General features: G+C 61.1%; 11 protein-coding genes, 2 tRNA genes, 1 rRNA gene and 2 pseudogenes. 12 read left to right on the top strand and 4 right to left on the bottom strand.

Going from position 1 to position 17,900, the window contains the following annotated elements; all coding sequences use genetic code 11:
- Positions 1 to 573 precede the first annotated feature (573 nt).
- The 7 genes from NW855_RS13595 to NW855_RS13565 all read left to right on the top strand — a co-directional run bounded on the left by NW855_RS13595 (position 574) and on the right by NW855_RS13565 (position 8,631).
- Positions 574 to 1,254 carry a hypothetical protein gene (locus NW855_RS13595; protein ID WP_414508931.1) on the top strand — a complete coding sequence of 227 codons (681 nt, stop codon included), beginning with the start codon at positions 574 to 576 and terminating at the stop codon, positions 1,252 to 1,254.
- Between the two features lie 50 nt (positions 1,255 to 1,304).
- On the top strand, positions 1,305 to 2,720 hold the full coding sequence (lpdA, locus tag NW855_RS13590) for a dihydrolipoyl dehydrogenase (RefSeq protein ID WP_414508930.1): 1,416 nt from the start codon (positions 1,305 to 1,307) through the stop codon (positions 2,718 to 2,720).
- Positions 2,721 to 2,800: 80 nt separating this feature from the next.
- Complete coding sequence (locus NW855_RS13585; protein ID WP_414508929.1) at positions 2,801 to 3,022, top strand: hypothetical protein; 222 nt, start codon at positions 2,801 to 2,803, stop codon at positions 3,020 to 3,022.
- Positions 3,006 to 3,464, top strand: coding sequence for a type II toxin-antitoxin system VapC family toxin (locus NW855_RS13580; RefSeq protein ID WP_414418958.1), 459 nt, complete (start codon positions 3,006 to 3,008; stop codon positions 3,462 to 3,464). Before NW855_RS13585 ends, NW855_RS13580 begins: the two co-directional genes overlap by 17 nt.
- A 73-nt stretch (positions 3,465 to 3,537) precedes the next feature.
- Entirely contained in the window at positions 3,538 to 4,719 is a 1,182-nt protein-coding gene (locus tag NW855_RS13575) for a thiolase family protein (protein ID WP_414508928.1), read from the top strand.
- Positions 4,716 to 5,717 carry a zinc-dependent alcohol dehydrogenase family protein gene (locus NW855_RS13570; protein ID WP_414508927.1) on the top strand — a complete coding sequence of 334 codons (1,002 nt, stop codon included), beginning with the start codon at positions 4,716 to 4,718 and terminating at the stop codon, positions 5,715 to 5,717. The genes NW855_RS13575 and NW855_RS13570 overlap by 4 nt, the downstream gene beginning before the upstream one ends.
- Before the next feature lie 1,225 nt (positions 5,718 to 6,942).
- Positions 6,943 to 8,631 (top strand): hypothetical protein, encoded by a 1,689-nt coding sequence (locus NW855_RS13565; RefSeq protein WP_414508926.1) that lies wholly within the window; start codon positions 6,943 to 6,945, stop codon positions 8,629 to 8,631.
- Positions 8,632 to 8,724: 93 nt separating this feature from the next.
- Here NW855_RS13565 and NW855_RS13560 read toward each other — a convergent pair.
- From NW855_RS13560 to NW855_RS13550, 3 genes and pseudogenes are all read right to left on the bottom strand, one after another.
- Positions 8,725 to 9,492 (bottom strand): annotated as a pseudogene (locus NW855_RS13560) (MutS-related protein); the annotation flags it as partial.
- A gap of 18 nt (positions 9,493 to 9,510) precedes the next feature.
- A pseudogene (gene mutS / locus NW855_RS13555) lies at positions 9,511 to 12,630 on the bottom strand (DNA mismatch repair protein MutS); the annotation flags it as partial.
- A 48-nt stretch (positions 12,631 to 12,678) separates the two neighbouring features.
- Positions 12,679 to 13,257, bottom strand: a complete 579-nt coding sequence (locus NW855_RS13550; protein WP_414508932.1) for a mechanosensitive ion channel family protein — start codon at positions 13,255 to 13,257, stop codon at positions 12,679 to 12,681.
- 34 nt (positions 13,258 to 13,291) lie between these two features.
- Here NW855_RS13550 and NW855_RS13545 point away from each other — a divergent pair, with 34 nt between their 5' ends.
- Positions 13,292 to 13,420 (top strand): hypothetical protein, encoded by a 129-nt coding sequence (locus NW855_RS13545; protein WP_414508933.1) that lies wholly within the window; start codon positions 13,292 to 13,294, stop codon positions 13,418 to 13,420.
- A gap of 81 nt (positions 13,421 to 13,501) precedes the next feature.
- Here the strand turns inward: NW855_RS13545 and NW855_RS13540 are convergent, their stop codons facing one another.
- A complete protein-coding gene (locus tag NW855_RS13540) occupies positions 13,502 to 14,356 on the bottom strand; it encodes a prepilin-type N-terminal cleavage/methylation domain-containing protein (RefSeq protein ID WP_414508925.1) in 855 nt (284 codons plus the stop codon).
- A 103-nt stretch (positions 14,357 to 14,459) separates the two neighbouring features.
- Between NW855_RS13540 and NW855_RS13535 the strand changes: the two genes are divergently transcribed.
- The 4 genes from NW855_RS13535 to NW855_RS13520 all read left to right on the top strand — a co-directional run bounded on the left by NW855_RS13535 (position 14,460) and on the right by NW855_RS13520 (position 17,831).
- Positions 14,460 to 15,707, top strand: a complete 1,248-nt coding sequence (locus NW855_RS13535) for a serpin family protein (RefSeq protein WP_414508924.1) — start codon at positions 14,460 to 14,462, stop codon at positions 15,705 to 15,707.
- Positions 15,708 to 16,085: 378 nt separating this feature from the next.
- Positions 16,086 to 17,612: ribosomal RNA gene (locus NW855_RS13530) — 16S ribosomal RNA — on the top strand.
- 65 nt (positions 17,613 to 17,677) lie between these two features.
- Positions 17,678 to 17,754, top strand: a tRNA-Ile gene (locus tag NW855_RS13525).
- Between the two features lie 2 nt (positions 17,755 to 17,756).
- A tRNA-Ala gene (locus NW855_RS13520) sits at positions 17,757 to 17,831 on the top strand.
- Positions 17,832 to 17,900 lie beyond the last annotated feature (69 nt).

Raw genomic sequence — 17,900 nt, 5'->3', positions numbered from 1 at the left:
CAGTTCGTGGAGTTGGTATTTGTGGAGCAGTTCGCGTTCGGCTTGTAGCAGGTCGATGGGTGGGGCGACCTGCTCCTGCTCGGACACGACAGGCGCTACGGTTTCGGGCATACAGGGATTATACCCGACTCGGCGGAACACACCTATAGCAGCAGGAAAGGCGTCCCGCGCGGCGTATCCCCCACAGCCCAAGCAAGGAGGCGACGATGCGAAGCAGGAAGCTTTTAGGACTTTTCAGTGGGCTATGCGTGCTGTCGCGCCTTGCCTATTCAGGTGAGGCGCTTGACGAGCGGGTACAGCTGACAGGTGTGCTGCGCGTGCAGTGGAGCGATGTACAAGGCGATCAGGGCAGCGACGGGTTCAGCGTGCGCTTGGCGCGGCTTGGTGCGCGGTTTCAGGTCGACGAGCAGGCCACGGGCAATCTTCAGGTGGAGTTCGCTTCGGGTGAGGCGGGACGCGCGGCAGACTTGCTGGACGCATTTGTTGCGTGGAGACCCAGGGTGGAGATTACAGTTTTCGTGGGGCAGATGCTTGCACCGCTGTTTTACGATGTGCGCGAGCGGATTGTGATTCTTGACACGCTGGAGCGGGGCAACACGACGCGCACTCTCTTCGCGGGAGCGCGCTTGCGCGGGGGGCTATGTCGCCTACCGCGTGAACGCGCAAAACACGCTGGAGGCGGGCGTCTGGAACAGTCTGACCTATCGCGACCCACAACTGAATGCGTCGGGTGGGCAAGCGGCGACAGCGGGCACGCTTAGCTGGCGCTACCGCAGCGGCGACACGCAGCTCGCCATCGGCGGGTTGGCGGGCACGCGCCCGCGCCTGCAGGCGCGCGACGCGAACAACAACCCCATCGAAGTGCCCGACAGCGAGCGCCGTATCTTCTACGCCGAACTGGAACAGCGCATCCCGAACACACCCCTGAAAATCCGCGCCGACTACATCTGGGGACGCGACCGCAACCCCGCAGGTGGAACCGCGCCGCGATTCCTGACTCCCAGCGACCTGCAGACGGTGTTCCTGTACGCAATCTATGAGCCGAACCCGCGCAACCAGATTGTGCTGGCGTGGGAGGACTTTGACCCCGACACCAAGCGCGGCGGCGACCGAATCCAGACCCTCTCGCTGACCTATCACTACTTCGTGCAAGCGAATGTGCGCTTCAGCCTGCGCTACGAGCAAGCCACCGAAGAGCGCGGCAACCGCGTCGCTAACGACCGCGTAATCCTGGCGGCGCAGTATCGGTTCTGACCGTTATCCCTCCCTGCTGGGGTATACTTCCCGTCGTTAGGGAGGCGTCTATGGCAACTTACGAAGCGGATGTCGTGGTGCTGGGCGCGGGACCAGGCGGCTATGTGGCTGCCATCCGCGCAGGGCAACTCGCCAAAGAACATGGCGGCGGCAGTGTGATTTGTATCGAGCGCGAATATTTAGGCGGAACCTGCCTCAACTGGGGCTGTATCCCCAGCAAAGCGATGATCGCCCACGCCGAACGCTATCAGCATGTGCTGCACGCGAAGGAGATGGGCATCCTCATCAACGGCACAGTGGACTACGACTTCGAGCAGATGCAGGCGCGCAAAAGCAAAATCGTGCAGACTCTGCGCGGCGGCATCGGCATGCTGTTCAAGAAAAACGGCGTCCAGAGCATCGAGGGCACGGGCAAACTGATAGACCCGCACACCATCGAGGTCACGCGCCCCGACGGGAGCAAAGACCTCGTGCGCGGCAAGAACATCATCCTCGCGACGGGTTCCAGCGTGATGAAAATCAACATCCCCGGTCTGGAAGGCGAGAATGTGTGGACGAGCGATGACGCCGTGAACGCGCCGTTCGTGCCCGACAGCATGCTGATTCTGGGCGCGGGCGCGGTCGGCGTGGAGTTCAGTTTCGTGTTCAACGCGCTGGGCAGTCATGTGACGGTCGTGGAGATGATGCCGCACATCTTGCCCACCTTCGACGAAGAGATTGCCAAAGAGGCGGAGCGCGCCCTGTCGAAGCAGGGGATCCAGTTCATCACGGGCAGCACACTCAAATCCGCCGAGCGCGTCGGCGACCGCTGGCGCTGCCATGTGGAGACGCCCAACGGCATGCAGCAGTTCGATGTGCAGGTGGTGCTAATCGGCGTCGGACGCAAGCCGAATGTGGACGGCATCGGGCTGGAGACGGTCGGCGTCCAGATGAACAAGCGGTATGTGGCGGTGGACGAGCAAATGCGCACGAACATCCCGCACATCTACGCGATTGGCGACATCACTGGGATTGCCCCGCTGGCGCATGTGGCGAGCGCGCAGGGTATCGTCGCCGCCGAAAACTGCTTCGGCGCGGGGCGCACGATGGACTACCGCGCCGTGCCCAATGTGGTCTACACTGTGCCTGAGGTGGCGGGCGTCGGGCTGACCGAGCAGCAGGCGCGCGAGCAAGGCTACGAGGTGCGCGTCGGCAAGTTCCAGCCGCGCATTTTGGGGCGCGCGATGGCGGTCGGCGAGCGCGACGGGCTGGTCAAGGTGGTCGCCGACGCCAAATACGGGCAGATTCTCGGCGTCCACATCTGCTGCGGGCACGCCAGCGACCTGCTGCAGGAAGCCGTGCTTGCCATCAAGCTGGAAGCCACCCTCGACGAGCTGGTGGACACCATCCACCCACACCCGACGATGGTGGAGGCGCTGATGGAAGCGTTCCACGACGCCGCAGGGCACTGCATCCACAAGGCGTAGTGCGCTCTCTGGAGCGTAAAAGCGAAGCTTCTGCCTTTGGCTGAGGCTTGCGCTCCAGCACTTTACACGAGGGAAAGAACATGCTGACTATTCGCGGCGTTTATGACGGCAAGACCATTCGCCCCTTGCCAGGTGAGCCTCTACCCGAAGTGGAGGGGGAGGTGGAAGTGCGTATCGTGTTTTGCGAGCCAGCGTCCCCCTCGGACGCTTCGCCGATAGAGCAACTGTTCCGTATTCGCGACTCGCACCCCCCGCTGCCCCATCCCGTGCGCGAACTGATCGAGTATGAGCGTGGTCGCTAAAGCGGTCGTTGTAGACGCCTCTGTCGCCCTCAAGTGGGTGTTCAACGACGAAGAAGGCATAGAGCAAGCGTCCCAGCTGCTCGCTGACAGCATCGGGGGGCGGCTTATACTGCACGCGCCTGACCTTCTGGGTTATGAATGGGGCAACGGGCTATGGGCAGCGCTGCGCCAACAGCGTATTCTTTGGGAGGAAGCGTTGACCGCAATCAGCGTGCTTCCAATGCTCAATATCCGCTTCCACCCGTTTGGCGAGGTGAACGAGTTGGCACTTGAGTTGGCGCATCGCTATCAACGGTCATACTACGATAGCGCGTACTTGGCGCTTGCCCAGCAGTTAGGCGTGTGGTGCTTTACGGGCGACAAGCGACTCTACAACGCCCTAAGCCGCCAACTGGACTGGCTTCGCTGGATAGGCGACTATCGTTTGGAAAGCCTGCCATAGGAGCAGCCTGTCCACCCGCACCCGACGATGGTGGAAGCCCCCATCAGGTATCCTCTTGCCGATGGAGGCACGCATGAGCAACGAAGCCGTGATTGTGGCAGCGGCGCGCACGCCCATCGGCAAAGCGCCGCGCGGCAGCCTGCGCCACACCCGACCCGATGACCTCGCCGCGATGTCGATTCAAGCTGTCCTCGCACGATGCCCCGCCGTAGACCCCCAAGAGATTGAGGATGTGATTTTCGGCTGCGCGACGCCCGAAGGCGAATCGGGGATGAATATCGCCCGCGTTGCTGCCCTGCGTGCGGGGCTATCCCAAAGCACGCCTGGCGCGACGGTGAACCGCTTCTGCGCGTCGGGGCTGGAAGCCGTCGCCATCGCCGCCGAGCGTATCTGTGCAGGCGACGCTGACATCATCCTCGCAGGGGGCGTGGAGAGCATGAGCCGCGTGCCGTTTCTGGACATCCGCACGCATCCAAACCCGACGCTGTTCCGCGACGCGCCCAACACCTACTTGAGCATGGGGCTGTCGGTGGAGCAACTTGCCCGCAAGTACGGCATCACGCGCGAGCAGGCGGACGCCTTCGCGCTGCAGAGCCACCAGAAAGCCGTCCGCGCCCAAGACGAGGGGCTGTTCGACGCCGAAATCGCCCCCGTGCAGACCGAAGTGCAGACGGTGGACGCCTGCGGACGCCCGCAACGCGAGACGATTACCCTCACCTGCGACGAGGGACCCCGCCGCGACACAAGCATGGAGGCGCTGGCGAAACTCAAGCCTGCGTTCCGCGCCGACGGGATCATCACGGCGGGCAACGCCTCGCAGCGCAGCGACGGCGCGGCTGCCGTGCTGGTGATGCGCGCACGCAAGGCGGACGCGCTGGGCATTAAGCCCCTACTGCGCTTCATGGGCTACACGACCGCCGCGCTAACCCCAGAGGACTTCGGCGTCGCGCCTGCCTATGCCATCCCGAAACTGCTTCGGCGTACGGGCGTCGGCATCGACGCGATAGACCACATCGAGTTCAACGAGGCGTTCGCGGCGCAGGTGCTGGCGTCGAACTGCATCTTCGAGATGCCGATGGCGCGGGTGAACCCGCTGGGCGGCGCGATAGCGCTGGGGCATCCGCTGGGTTGTACGGGTGCGCGGCAGGTCGTCACGCTGGCGTACGCGCTGCAACGCACGGGCGGACGCTACGGTCTCGTTACGATGTGCGCCGCGCTGGGCATGGGCGCAGCAGGGCTGTTTGAGCGCGTATGAGTACGATGCGGGCGATGGTGCTGGAGCAGGTCGGGCAGCCGCTGGTGCTGCGGGAAGTGCCCATCCCGCAGCCCGAGGCGCACCAAGTGCTGATCCGCGTGCATGCGTGCGCCGTGTGCCGTACCGACCTGCATATTGTGGATGGCGAGCTGCCGAACCCGAAGTTGCCGCTGATTCTGGGGCACGAGATTGTCGGTGAGGTGGTGCAACGCGGCGCGGAGGTCAGCACGCTGCAGGTGGGTCAGCGGGTGGGCGTGCCGTGGCTGGGCTGGACTTGCGGCGCGTGTCGGTACTGCGAGGCGGGACGCGAGAACCTGTGCCCCTTCGCGAAATTCACGGGCTACACGCTGGACGGTGGCTACGCCGAGTACGCCGTCGCCGACGCCCGCTATGTGTTCCCCATCCCCGACGGCTACGACGCAGTGAGCGCAGCGCCGTTGCTGTGCGCGGGGCTGATTGGCTACCGTTCGTACCGAATCGCGCGGCGCGAGATGCTGGGCAATCGGCTGGGGCTGTACGGCTTCGGCGCGGCGGCGCACATCCTAATCCAGATTGCCATCCGCGACGGGATGCGCGTGTTCGCCTTCACGCGCCCTGGCGACCACGAGACACAGGACTACGCGCGGGGGCTGGGTGCGTGGTGGGCAGGCGACTCCGAACAAATCCCGCCAGAGCCGCTGGACGGGGCGATTCTGTTTGCGCCTGTGGGCGAGTTAGTGCCTGCCGCGCTGCGGGCGGTGGACAAGGGCGGTGTCGTCGTGTGCGGCGGTATCCACATGAGCGACATCCCGTCATTCCCGTATGCCATTTTGTGGGGCGAGCGGGTCGTGCGTTCGGTGGCGAACCTGACGCGCGAGGACGGTACGGCGTTTTTCGAGCGCATCCGCCTCTTCACCATCGAGACGCACCCGACGCCGTTCCCGCTGGAGCAGGCGAACGAGGCGTTGCAGGCACTGCGTGAGGGTAAAATCCGCGGCGCTGCAGTGCTAACCCCGTGAGGGCGTGATGTTGTGCGCCTTCATAATGCGAGCATGCGGCAAAAACGTGTGGAGTTTCGGCTGAAAAAGCATGCCCATGTCCCCAAATGTGTCTTTGGAGCGTTACTATTAACGGAGGTGCTACGACGCTGGCGATGATGAACTCTACGCGAGCGATTCTACTGTTCGTATTGGGAACCTGTCTCTATCAACTAAGCCTGGCCGAGGAAGGTACGGGTGCCCTGTATCGGCATATCGCGATGCTAAGCGCTAGAGGGATGGAAATGAATGTTGTGCATGTGAGTAAGCTACCCGATGATAGTGTTAGAGAGCAATCAGTTAGACGGGAGCGTGATGTGAACGCAGAAAGACTTGCTCTTGCAACGATGGTGGGTTGTACAGATGGGTCTGAGTGTACAAACTACCGCGACTGCACTCCTGGGAGGTACTGTATCGCGGATCAATGCACCTCAGGAGAATGCACAGGCGCTGGGGGATGCACCAGCGATGTTCAGTGCACGAAAAACGAAGATTGCACTAAAGGAGACGACTGTACTTACGGGCGGAATTGTACCTGGGATCCCAATTGTACAGCGGGCAGAAACTGTACCGTAGGCGGCGCAGCAGGCAACTGCACGATGGGAAGAGGATGTACAGCCGGTTGGCGGTGCACAGCGGGGGATGGCTGCACAAAAAGTGACAACTGCACGATAGGTCGTAGTTGTACCTCCCACGCCCACAACGGCTGCACTAGTGGTCGAAACCCACATGATCCAAGCCAATTTTGCACATCTGGACCATTCTGCACAAGAGGTCTTAACTGCCCACCTGGTGGGGGGCCTGCGCCTGTACCTGCGCCTGTGACGCCGACTGCATCTGGGCTAGTCGCAACCATCTGGCAGCTTTTGTTTGGGTACAGTATTCTCTCGATTATTCGTTTGCAGAGGCAGTTATGAGATACTGGCTTTTGTTAGCGGTATGGGCAGCGTGGACAGCGCTGGGCTCTGCTCAAACAGGGGAGCAGAAGGTAGGATTTGAGCCTGGCTTATACTCGTTTGAGCAGATAGCCCTGCGCTTGTCCACAGAGACACGCCAAGTGCGTTGCGACCCCTCGCTGCGCCAGAGGATAGCTTTCCTTTCATTAAAACCTCGCACTTGGGAAGAATTAAAGCACCTGTTGGAGTACAGCTTAGACCTTTGCATCCGTCCCACTGCCGACAAGGACTCATCCAGAGAGATATGGATTATGGAGCGCGACAAGAAAGTTCTTTCGCAGGAACAACTCATGCGGAAGAAATTCGCAGATTTGCTTGCCAGATACTTCGCAGGCAAAACTGCCCCTCCACCACGCGAGTTGAATGTGTTCGAGATTTTAAGTAGCCTGCCCCGTAGCATAACCGACACAGAACTGCGCCATCTGCGTCTTCAAGCAGGTACACACATCAGAGAAGTCTATCCAGAAGATGAAGACGCAGAAGAGACTTCAGCCAGTCTGGCTGAGCTTCTGGCAAAGCGAATTCGGAAAGCAGCTGAACTGGAGGTTTCACCTGAGCTTCGGGAATGGGCGCAACAGCAAGCGAACTTAGATCGGCGCGCCTTCATTTGGAGATTTGGGAGCTATTTTGGTGGACACTTTTATGGCGAGGATGAAACGACGAGGGCAAAGTTTGCTCTTTTCGCCCTCGCTGAGATAGAGCGCTACCGAAGCCGCTTCCTGCTGGCTGAGCGCTTCGTTAGAAACTTCCCATCAAGCCTGATAGAGGAGTCGATTCAAAACGGTCATGCATTTAGGGTATTTTATTTACGACCCGATGACGAGTATTTACAAATGGTCTTGCAAGACGAGCTGGAAAGTATACAAAGCAAAGGCAATCGAGTGGCAATCAAACCTAATGGTTCTCCGATGGCTGTCCTCAGATGCGAATTCAACTCATCCGAAATGGCATTCACAGTCTCTTTGGATCTTTTAGTGGGGAGCAAGAGGATGCCAATATATTTACCATATTATGAGTACACGCCCGAACATGGCTTAAACACCGAGTGGCTAATTGCAGTTTTCAAGGAAATAGACGAGTCCATCGCAGACAAGTACAAGGTCGCTACTGAGATTCATCAGGACTGGCTGAAGCAGGCGGTGCAAGCATGGCAACAGGATATGCATCTCACAACCAAATTCCCGTCGTACCTATCACTTTACAGCTGGATGGCAGTATTGGCAACAGAGAAAAAACAAGAAGTGATTGTTGAAGTCTATCCAGCGCGGGCGTTGCTGGAGACTGAGGGAGATTCCCACCTGCAGGTAGGACTGAAGGATATGGCGCGCAAATTGAGCACGAACGGGGTATGGCGTGCAGAATTGAACGAAGGGGTTTTGATATGGCGGAATTGGCTTAGCTTTATAGACCGTGCTGTCGATTTACCTTTAGCTACACTTCTTCGCTGGGCGGAGGAGAGCAAGAAGTACCCCGCAGACTTTCAGCACTTGCGGCGTTCCATCTCGGCGTCACAAGCTAATAACTTGGCGAGGTTAAACCCCATAATCGCCCTGCAAGACTTAGCTCTCCCTGTCAAAGACGAATACTTTGGTCAACTAAAATTAGCGACTTTGGGTCAGCAGTGGTTCGCATGGTACTGGGTAGACACGCTGTTTGGTTCGGCACGGGAGCTAAGCGAGGGAACAATACCCTTGAGCAAAGTTCCCTTCGGACGGTTCAAGCGTTGCATAGAAGTGTACTTGCGCTATACCTTAGACAGTGAGCTACACGAATGGCTCTGGCTGAATGCGTCGAGCGATTTGGCAATCTTGCTTCATCAGCGAGGCGAGGCTCGCATAAGCGAGAGTCGTTATCGGGGACATATTCTGGAACTAAACTTGGATGGCTGGATTGTTCTGTCTATCCCTGTGCAGAAACTTAATCGCCCACAGCTCGAGTAGAGCAACTGGTAGAGTTGTTTACGCCCACAGGCGAGTCAGTGCCTGCCACGCGCGGGCGGCAGCATCCATATGAGCGACATCCCCTTCCATAGCCTACGATTCCAACTTGCGCTTCAGCTCGTCCAGTTTCAGCAGCGCTTCGACGGGGCTGAGCGTCGTGATGTCCAGCGCGCGGAGGGCTTCCAGCACGGGATGCATCTCCGCCTCGAAAAGGGTCAGTTGCAGTTTTTTGGTGCGGACGGTCGGCGCGTCGCTGGTGGGCGGCTGCACTGCGCCTTGCACGCCGCGCCGTTCGAACTCGCGCAGGATTTGCTCGGCGCGCTGCACCACCTCTGGGGGCACGCCTGCCATCCGCGCCACATGCACGCCATAACTGCGATCCGTACCGCCAGGCAGCACCTTGTGCAGCCACACGATGCGGTCGCCTTGCTCCTTGACGGCGACGCGGTAGTTGGCGACGCCCTCCAAGCGGTTCGCCAACTCGTTGAGGTAGTGGTAGTGGGTTGCAAACAGCGTCTTGCAGCCAATCGCGTGCAGGTACTCGGCGACCGCCCACGCGATTGCCAGCCCGTCGTAGGTGCTGGTGCCGCGCCCGATTTCGTCCAGAATCACGAGGCTACGCGCGGTCGCGTTGTTGAGGATGTTGGCGGTCTCGGTCATCTCTACCATGAAGGTGGACTGCCCCGTGGCGAGTTCGTCGCGTGCGCCGACGCGAGTGAAAATGCGGTCTACCAGACCGATTTCGGCTCTTTCGGCGGGCACGAAACTACCGATGTGCGCCATCAGCACAATCAGTGCGTTTTGGCGAATGTAGGTGGAGTTGTGGCTAACGAAGCCCTGCGCGATGTAGTTATGGTCAGGCTCAATATTCAAGTCGTAGACGACAGCGCGACTGGGTTCAAGGCGGATGATAGAGTCGTAGAAGAGTTTGCCCTCACCCCCTCTGTCCCCCTCTCCCGCAAGCGGGCGAGGGGGAGTTTGGAGTGCGGAAGCGAAGCTTCCGCCTAATGCTGAAGCTGACGCTTCAGCACTCCAAAAGGGCTCGCGCACGGCTCCCCTTCCCCACCTTGTGGAAGAGGAGCTGGGGGTGAGGGCAAAAAAGCAAGTGCCCCATACACACTGTGAAGTCAAGGAGTCAGCCCTTGTCAGTTCCACCCTGCTGGTGAGAGAGGGCGCACAGCCGTGCGCCCCTATACCCCTCTCCCACCTCGTGGGAGAGGGGCTGGGGGTGAGGGCGACATAATCCTCCCAAACCATCGCAAGTTCGTAGCGCACCTTCCCGCGCGCAATTTTTTCACGCAACGACGCTACAATCCCCAGGTTAAGTAACAGCATCTGGGTCTCCAGCGCAAGCAGGCGCGAGGCGGTGGTGAGGAACACATTCCCGTACTTGCGCTCCACATAGCCGTCGGTATCGAACAGTCCTTGCAGATAGGCTACGACGCACTCGCGTGGGGCGCAGAGGATGCACTGAGGCGTGCGCTTCGTCGCTGCAGTTGCGTAATCCAATCCGATTTGGTGCAGCCACTGCCTCAAGTAGGTACTGGAAATGGAGTAGTCCTTGCCGTTTGCCTTGTGGGTGGGCGTGTAGCCGAACAGTCGCTCAGAAAGTTCGCAGAACTGCTCTGCGAGGAACGGATCTTTCGTGGAAAAGACGATAGCATTGCGATAAGTTATCGTGCCGTCGCCGATGAGTAGCCCCAACCAGTAGGCAAGATCAGGCGTGAGATGGGTGGGGGTACGGTAATATCGTGTATTGCTATGCCAATCATTGGATAGCGCAGGCAGTTCAGTCTGGTTGCCCCAGCATTCGAACCCGCGCGCGAGGGCGACCCAATCGCCTGGGCGCAAGTCGCCGAGGCGCGTCCAGCCCTCCGAACCGTCTTCACGGCGCGTCCACACCTTGTGGTCGGGCGTGCCCTCCAGCGTGAATCCCAGTCGCGTGGTCAGCCGAATCGTCGCTTGCTCCCCGCCAGAGTAGAACTGCGTCGCGCGCTGCACGCCGTCGCGCGTCTGCACGCGGGTATCTATCGGCGCAAAAGCGTTCAGCGGCGCGTCGGGCGGCGCAAGGTCGCGCAGCCGACAGATGCCCCGCTCTGTAAACACCAGCGTCTCGCCCGACAGGCACTTCCCGCTCATATTCGGTCCCGTCAGGATAATTAGCCGCTGGGTGGGGTCTAAGCGGCAGTCGTTGGGCACGAACGGCTTCTCGCTGAAGCGCTCCACGACGGGGTGGCGTCCGCCGACGATGTGGATGCGGTCTTCCGTATCCACCACGGGGCGCACATAGCGGTAGCGCACGGCGTTCTCGGCGAAGGCGCACAGCACATCCCACTCGGCGATTGCCCGCGCCAGCGACTGCAACTGCGGCGTGCAGCGGGCAACCTCGCCCCGCACGCGCGAAAACAACTCAAACTCCAGCGCGTTGATGCGCTCCTCCGCGCCCAGTAGGATTGCCTCCTGCTCCTTGAGTTCGGGCGTGATGAAGCGTTCGGCGTTCGCCAGCGTCTGCTTGCGGATGTAGTCGGCGGGCACTTTGTTCAGGTGCGGCTTGGAGACCTCCAAGTAGTAGCCGAAGACGGCGTTGTAGCCGACCTTGAGGCTGGGGATGCCCGTGCGCTGCCGCTCTTTGGCTTCCAGTTGGGCGATCCACTGTTTGCCGTCGGTGCGCACTTGGCGCAGGCGGTCTAATTCGGGGTCGTAGCCATCGCGGATGACGCCGCCCGATTTGAGGTCGGCGGGCGGGTCGTCGACGAGGGCGCGTTCCAGCAGGGCGCAGAGGTCGCTTAGGGGCGCGAGGCGCGGCGCAAGGGTCGCCAGCAGTGTTGGGGGCTGGGACAGCTCGCGCAGCAGGGCGTCCGCTTCGGCATATAGGGCGGGCAGGCGTTGCAGCGACTGGCGCAGCGCGACGAGGTCGCGGGCGTTCGCTGTGCCTGTGCTGGCTCGTGCGGCAAGTCGCTCCAAGTCCGCCAGCGGGCGCAGCATCTGGCGCAGCGCGTCGCGACGGATGCTCTGCTGCGCCAGCGCGTCTACCGCGTCCAGCCGCGCGGCGATTGCGTCAGGCTCCAGCAGCGGCTCGTCAAGCCAGCGTTTCAGCAGCCGCGCGCCCATCGGCGTGCAGGTGCTGTCGATGCTTGCCAGCAGCGTGTAGCGCCGTGTGCCGTCCATCAGGTTCTGCGTGAGTTCCAGATGCCGCCGCGCCGTCGCATCAAGGTACATAAACCGCTCCACCGAGTAGGTCGACAGCGTGCGGATGTGTTCCAGTGCGGTCATCTGGTTCTGCTGCAGGTAGCGCAGGGCAAGCGCAGCAGCGTCCAGTCCGCGCGTGAACTCCTCGCAGCCGAACCCGCGCAGCGACTCCACCCCAAAATGGCGCAGCAGAATCTCGCGCGCCTCGCGCCCGACCCATTCCTGCAGCGGTACGGGTGTAATCGTCGCGCTTAGTTGCTCGCGCAAGGTCTGGATGAGTTCCTCTTGGTCTTCGGGCACCAGCACCTCGGCGGGTTGCAGGCGGAACAGTTCGTCAAGCAGTTTCTGCAGGCGTCCCTCGCCTGCGATTTCGGTCGCCAAAAATTCGCCTGTGGAGACATCGACGACGCCCAGTCCGTGAATCGGGTCGCCCAGCACGGCGGCGACGAGGTAGTTGTTCGCCCGCGCGTCGAGCATCGAGTCTTCCACGACGGTGCCTGGGGTCAGCACGCGCGTGACGCGCCGTTTGACCAGCCCTTTGGCGAGTTTGGGGTCTTCGATTTGGTCGCAGATGGCGACGCGATAGCCCTTCTGGACGAGTTTGGCGAAGTAGCGTTCGTAGGCGTGGATGGGCACGCCCGCCATCGGGATGCGCCCGTTGCTGCCATCTTCACGCCCCGTCAGTACAATCTCCAGCTCGCGCGCGGCGATTTCGGCGTCGGGTCCGTAGAACTCGTAGAAGTCGCCGACCTGCATCGCCAGCAGCACATCGGGGTACTCTGCCTTCAGGCGAAAATACTGCTGCAGCATCGGCGTCTGGGGTCGGAACTGCCCTTGCATCGGGTGGGATTATACCCGTTAGGCGAGTGGGACGCCGTCGGCGTGCGCGTGCGTCAGCAGATGTTCGCGCAGCGCGTCGCCCAGCGTCTCCAGTTGCCCTGCGGCGGCGTGCGCCCGCAGTTGGAAGGTGTGGCGGGTGGTCTCCAGCGTGGTCGGTCCGCGCACCTCGATGGGCGTCTGTAGGGCAGGGTGCATAAACGCAGCACAGGTTCGGGTCAGCCATTCGCGCGCGGCGTCCAGCCCGTACTCGGCGGCGATGCTGACCTCCAGGCTCAGCAGGGCGCGCCCGCGACTGTGGTTTGTTACGCGAGTGATACTGCTGTTTGCCAGCGTGATCAGTCGTCCCTCCGCGTCGCGGACGCGGGTGATACGCATGCCAACCGTCTCCACCACGCCGCGAACGCCGTCGATGGTCACCTCGTCGCCGACGGCGAACTGGTCTTCCACGAGGATGAAAAAGCCGTTCAGCACATCGCGCACGATTTGCTGCGCGCCCAAGCTGATTGCCAGTCCCGTGACGCCCGCCGTCGCCAGCACAGGCGCGAGGTTCACCCCCAACGCGCCCAAGATGCTTAGCAGTCCCACGAACAGCAACACATAGCCCAGCACGCTGTTGAGCAGCGCGCTCACCGTGCGAATCTGCGCCTGTCGCCGCTCGGAGACTTCGACCTTGCGGGTGAGCGCGCGCGTGATGACGCCGATTACCCGCGCGCCCAGCCACCGCGCCACAAGTAGCAGCGCGACGATGAGCGCAATCTGAAGCGCGTTCAGGATAATCGCATCGCCGCGCTGCTCCCAGAACCGTCGCAGAGTCTCGCCCACAGCGCTGGGTTATACCCGATTAGTCCCACTTCTCCCACAGGTCGGGGCGTTGCGTGCGCGTGTACTCCACCGTTGAGCAGAAGGTGTTGTTGTTGCGCTCGCACTCCGTTTCGGGCAGCCCGTACAGCGCCTCGAACGGGGTCGCCTTCACATGCCCGTCGGCGAAGACCACATTCACCTGCTTCGCGTGGCGTCCGTGCGGGCGCTGGTGGAACGCGGGCGGAAAGCCTGGCGCGGTGCTGAACCCGTAGTGCTGCCACTCCGTGCGCATAAACGGCGAATGGACGACATTCATGTAGAACCCGTTCCGCTCCCACAGCGGTCGGCTCTGGACGCCCGACGGCACCGCATCCATCACCATCACATGGCTGGCGGGTGCGCTCAGTTGCGCCAGGCTCTTGCTGGGTGGGTACACCTGCGGCGGGAAGGAGCACCCTGCTGAGAAGCCCATCGGCGAGGGGTACGCTGCGCCGTAACCAATCCGACCCTCGCACGACAGACGCCTGCCTGTTGGCGAGTCGGGGTTCGTGATTGGCTTCGCGCTTGGACAACGCGAGTAGAGGTTATCCTTCGAGTAGGGCTGCAGCCAGTAGAGGTATCCGATGGAGGTGCAGCTCGTGTAGCCGCCGCCGCAAAAGCCCGGCGGAGGAATTAGCTGGTTCTCAGCGAGCGGGTACACCTCGTCGTAGTCCTGCACATACATCATCGCCGCTGTGCCGACCTGACGGAGGTTACTCAGACACATCGTCTGACGCGCCTTCTCCCGTGCTTGGGCAAATACAGGGAACAGAATCGCCGCTAAGATGGCTATGATGGCAATTACCACCAACAACTCGATAAGCGTGAACCCGTACTGTCGCTTCGTCGCTTGCATATAGGCATTATACCTCAAGGGAGTGGGGTTTAGTGGGGGAGCTTATGCGCCTTTTCACGAATCATTTCCCGTCCCTAATCGTCTAACCCCACAGGAGGAATCGATGATGCGCCCAATTCTGATGCTGTGCGGTGCAGTGGCGGCGGCGGTGCTAAGCGGTTGCGGCGGCGACGCTGGCACGAGACCGCCGAAGGAGATGACTCAACCTGTGCAAATCACCGATGAGGTCCGCGCGGCGAATGTGCAGTTTGCCCTGACGATGCTGCAGCAGCTGGACGATCCCAAAGCGGGCGAGAACCTGTGCTTTTCGCCTCTGTCGCTTGCGCTTGCGCTCAGCATGACGCTAAACGGCGCAGAAGGCGAGACCTACGACGCCATCGCTAAAACGCTGGGCTACACCGAGCAGAAACTGGACGCCATCAACGCCCAAGCACGCGCCCTTGCCCGCCTGCTGAACCCCGCCGACAAAAGCATCACCGTCCACATGGCGAACGGGCTGTGGGTGCAGCAGGGCTTCCCGCTGAAGCCCGACTTCCTGCGCGCGCTGCTGACATACTACGAAACACGCACGGAGACAGTGGACTTCAGGAACGCTGAGGCTGCCGCCAACGCCATCAACACTTGGGTCAAGGAACAAACGCAGGGACTCATCGAGAAACTGTTCCAAGCGGGCGACTTCGACGCCCAGACGCGCCTCGCGCTGGTGAACACGCTTTACTTCGAGGGCAAGTGGCAATATCCGTTCCCAAAGGACGCCACTCAAGACGCGCCGTTTTATCTGGAGAGCGGCGCAACGAAGCAGGTTCCGATGATGCGCCTGTCGGAGCGGCTGCCCTACCTCAAGGGCGATGGCTTCGAGGGGGTCGCGCTGCCGTATGGCGAGGGCGACTATCGCTTCTACCTGTTTTTGCCCGACAAGGGACGCACGGTTGCCGATCTGCGCAAGCAACTGACCCCCGAAAACTGGGCGAAGTGGCTTGGGGCGTCCCGCGTGGTGCAGGGCAGCCTGCAGATGCCGCGCTTCAAAATCGAGGCGAAGTACGACCTGAAGCCCCCGCTGAGCGCGCTGGGGATGGGCGTTGCGTTTGACCCCGACCGCGCCGACTTCAGCCGTATCGCCGATGTGTCGCCTGAGCGGCTGTTCATCCAAAAGGCGATTCAAAAGGCGGTGGTGGAGGTGGACGAGGAAGGCACGAAAGCCGCCGCCGCAACAGGCATCACGGTCGGCGTGACCTCTGTGCCTGTAGACCAGTTCAACCTCGTCGTGGATCGCCCGTTCCTGTTTGCGATTGTGCATCAGCCGACGGGTACCGTGCTGTTTTTGGGCGTTGTGCGGCAGCCCGGAGCGTAGGGGCGACGCCCTTTTTGAGCCGAAGCCCCGCGAATTGGCAGAAATTCGGGGGGAATTTGCCCCGAATCGGGCTTAAACCCTTGACAACGCTGTCGCGGGCAGGGTATTATATAGCCCGCCTTAGAGCAAGGGACTTTGGGGCGGAAGCAATACCTTGAGATCCCAGAACCTGCGTGCGTAAGGGCTATGCCCTTGACAAACGCGCCTGGGATGTGGTATAATCGAACTCGCCGACGCTTTGCCGAAAGGCGCGTTGGCGTGTGCGCTTGCTGCAAGGGCGGCAAGCGGTGATTGAACCTTGAAAACCGGGCAGGTAAGAACGCTTTGCGAGGCCAGTCAACTTGGAAAACGAGCCTGCGTAAGCAGGAATCGCGTTTTCTGACGGAGAGTTTGATCCTGGCTCAGGGCGAACGCTGGCGGCGTGCCTTAGACATGCAAGTCGAGCGGTAGGCGTCCTTCGGGGCGCCGAGAGCGGCGAACGGCGGAGTAACACGTGGGTAACCTGCCCCGAAGACTGGGATAACCCGGGGAAACTCGGGCTAATACCGGATGTGGATGCCTTGGCTTCGGCGAAGGTATCTAAACGGGTTTCCGCTTCGGGATGGGCCCGCGGCCTATCAGGTTGTTGGTGAGGTAACGGCTCACCAAGCCGACGACGGGTAGCCGGTCTGAGAGGACGATCGGCCCGAGGGGCACTGAGACACGGGCCCCACTCCTACGGGAGGCAGCAGTCGGGAATTTTGGGCAATGGGCGCAAGCCTGACCCAGCGACGCCGCGTGGAGGACGAAGCCCTTCGGGGTGTAAACTCCTTTTAGTGGGGACGAACGCAGACGGTACCCACAGAAAAAGCCCCGGCTAACTACGTGCCAGCAGCCGCGGTAATACGTAGGGGGCGAGCGTTGCCCGAATTTACTGGGCGTAAAGCGCACGTAGGCGGCTTCGTAAGTCTGGTGTGAAATCTCACGGCTCAACCGAGAGGCTGCACCAGATACTGCGAAGCTCGAGGACGGGAGAGGAGATTGGAATTCCCGGTGTAGCGGTGAAATGCATTGATATCGGGAGGAACACCAGTGGCGAAGGCGGATCTCTGGCCCGTTGCTGACGCTGAGGTGCGAAAGCTGGGGGAGCGAAAGGGATTAGATACCCCTGTAGTCCCAGCCCTAAACGATGGGCGCTAGGTGTTGGGGGATTAACCCTCAGCGCCGAAGCTAACGCATTAAGCGCCCCGCCTGGGGAGTACGGCCGCAAGGTTGAAACTCAAAGGAATTGACGGGGGCCCGCACAAGCGGTGGAGCATGTGGATTAATTCGATACAAACCGAAGAACCTTACCTGGGCTTGACATCCACGAGAAACGCCCTAGAAATAGGGCGCCTCGGTGGGGAAACCCACCGACCCGTGGACACCGGTTGCATGGCTGTCGTCAGCTCGTGCCGTGAGGTGTTGGGTTAAGTCCCGCAACGAGCGCAACCCCTGTCCTCTGTTGCCAGCGGGTCATGCCGGGCACTCTGAGGAGACTGCCGTGGTCAACACGGAGGAAGGTGGGGACGACGTCAAGTCAGCATGGCGGTTACGTCCAGGGCGTCACACATGCTACAATGGGTGGTACAAAGGGCAGCCAACGCGCGAGCGGGAGCGAATCCCAAAAAACCACCCTCAGTTGGGATCGCAGTCTGCAACTCGACTGCGTGAACGCGGAATCGCTAGTAACGGCGGGTCAGCCATACCGCCGTGAATACGTTCCCGGGCCTTGTACACACCGCCCGTCAAGTCACCCGAGTCGGCTGCACCCGAAGTCGGTCGCCTAACCCACACGGGAGGGAGCCGCCGAAGGTGTGGCTGGTAAGGGGGACTAAGTCGTAACAAGGTAGCCGTACCGGAAGGTGCGGCTGGATCACCTCCTTTAACGGAAACCACTCTCTACGGCACGCAAAGCACTACCTGCTCGGTTTTGAGGGAACCACCGCCACGGGCGCGTAGCTCAGTCGGTTAGAGCGCACCCCTGATAAGGGTGAGGTCATTGGTTCGAATCCAATCGCGCCCACCAGTGGGGGCGTAGCTCAGCGGGAGAGCACCTGCTTTGCACGCAGGGGGTCACCGGTTCAAATCCGGTCGCCTCCACCAGCCTAACCCTCAGCGCCTTACGGGGCGTTGACGGTTGGGCTGAAGGCACCAACACAATGGGCAACGGAC

The sequence above is a fragment of the Synechococcus sp. RC10B2 genome (assembly GCF_047502635.1).
Note: the sequence above shows the minus strand (reverse complement) of the source record. Positions and strands in the feature narration are given on the sequence as shown.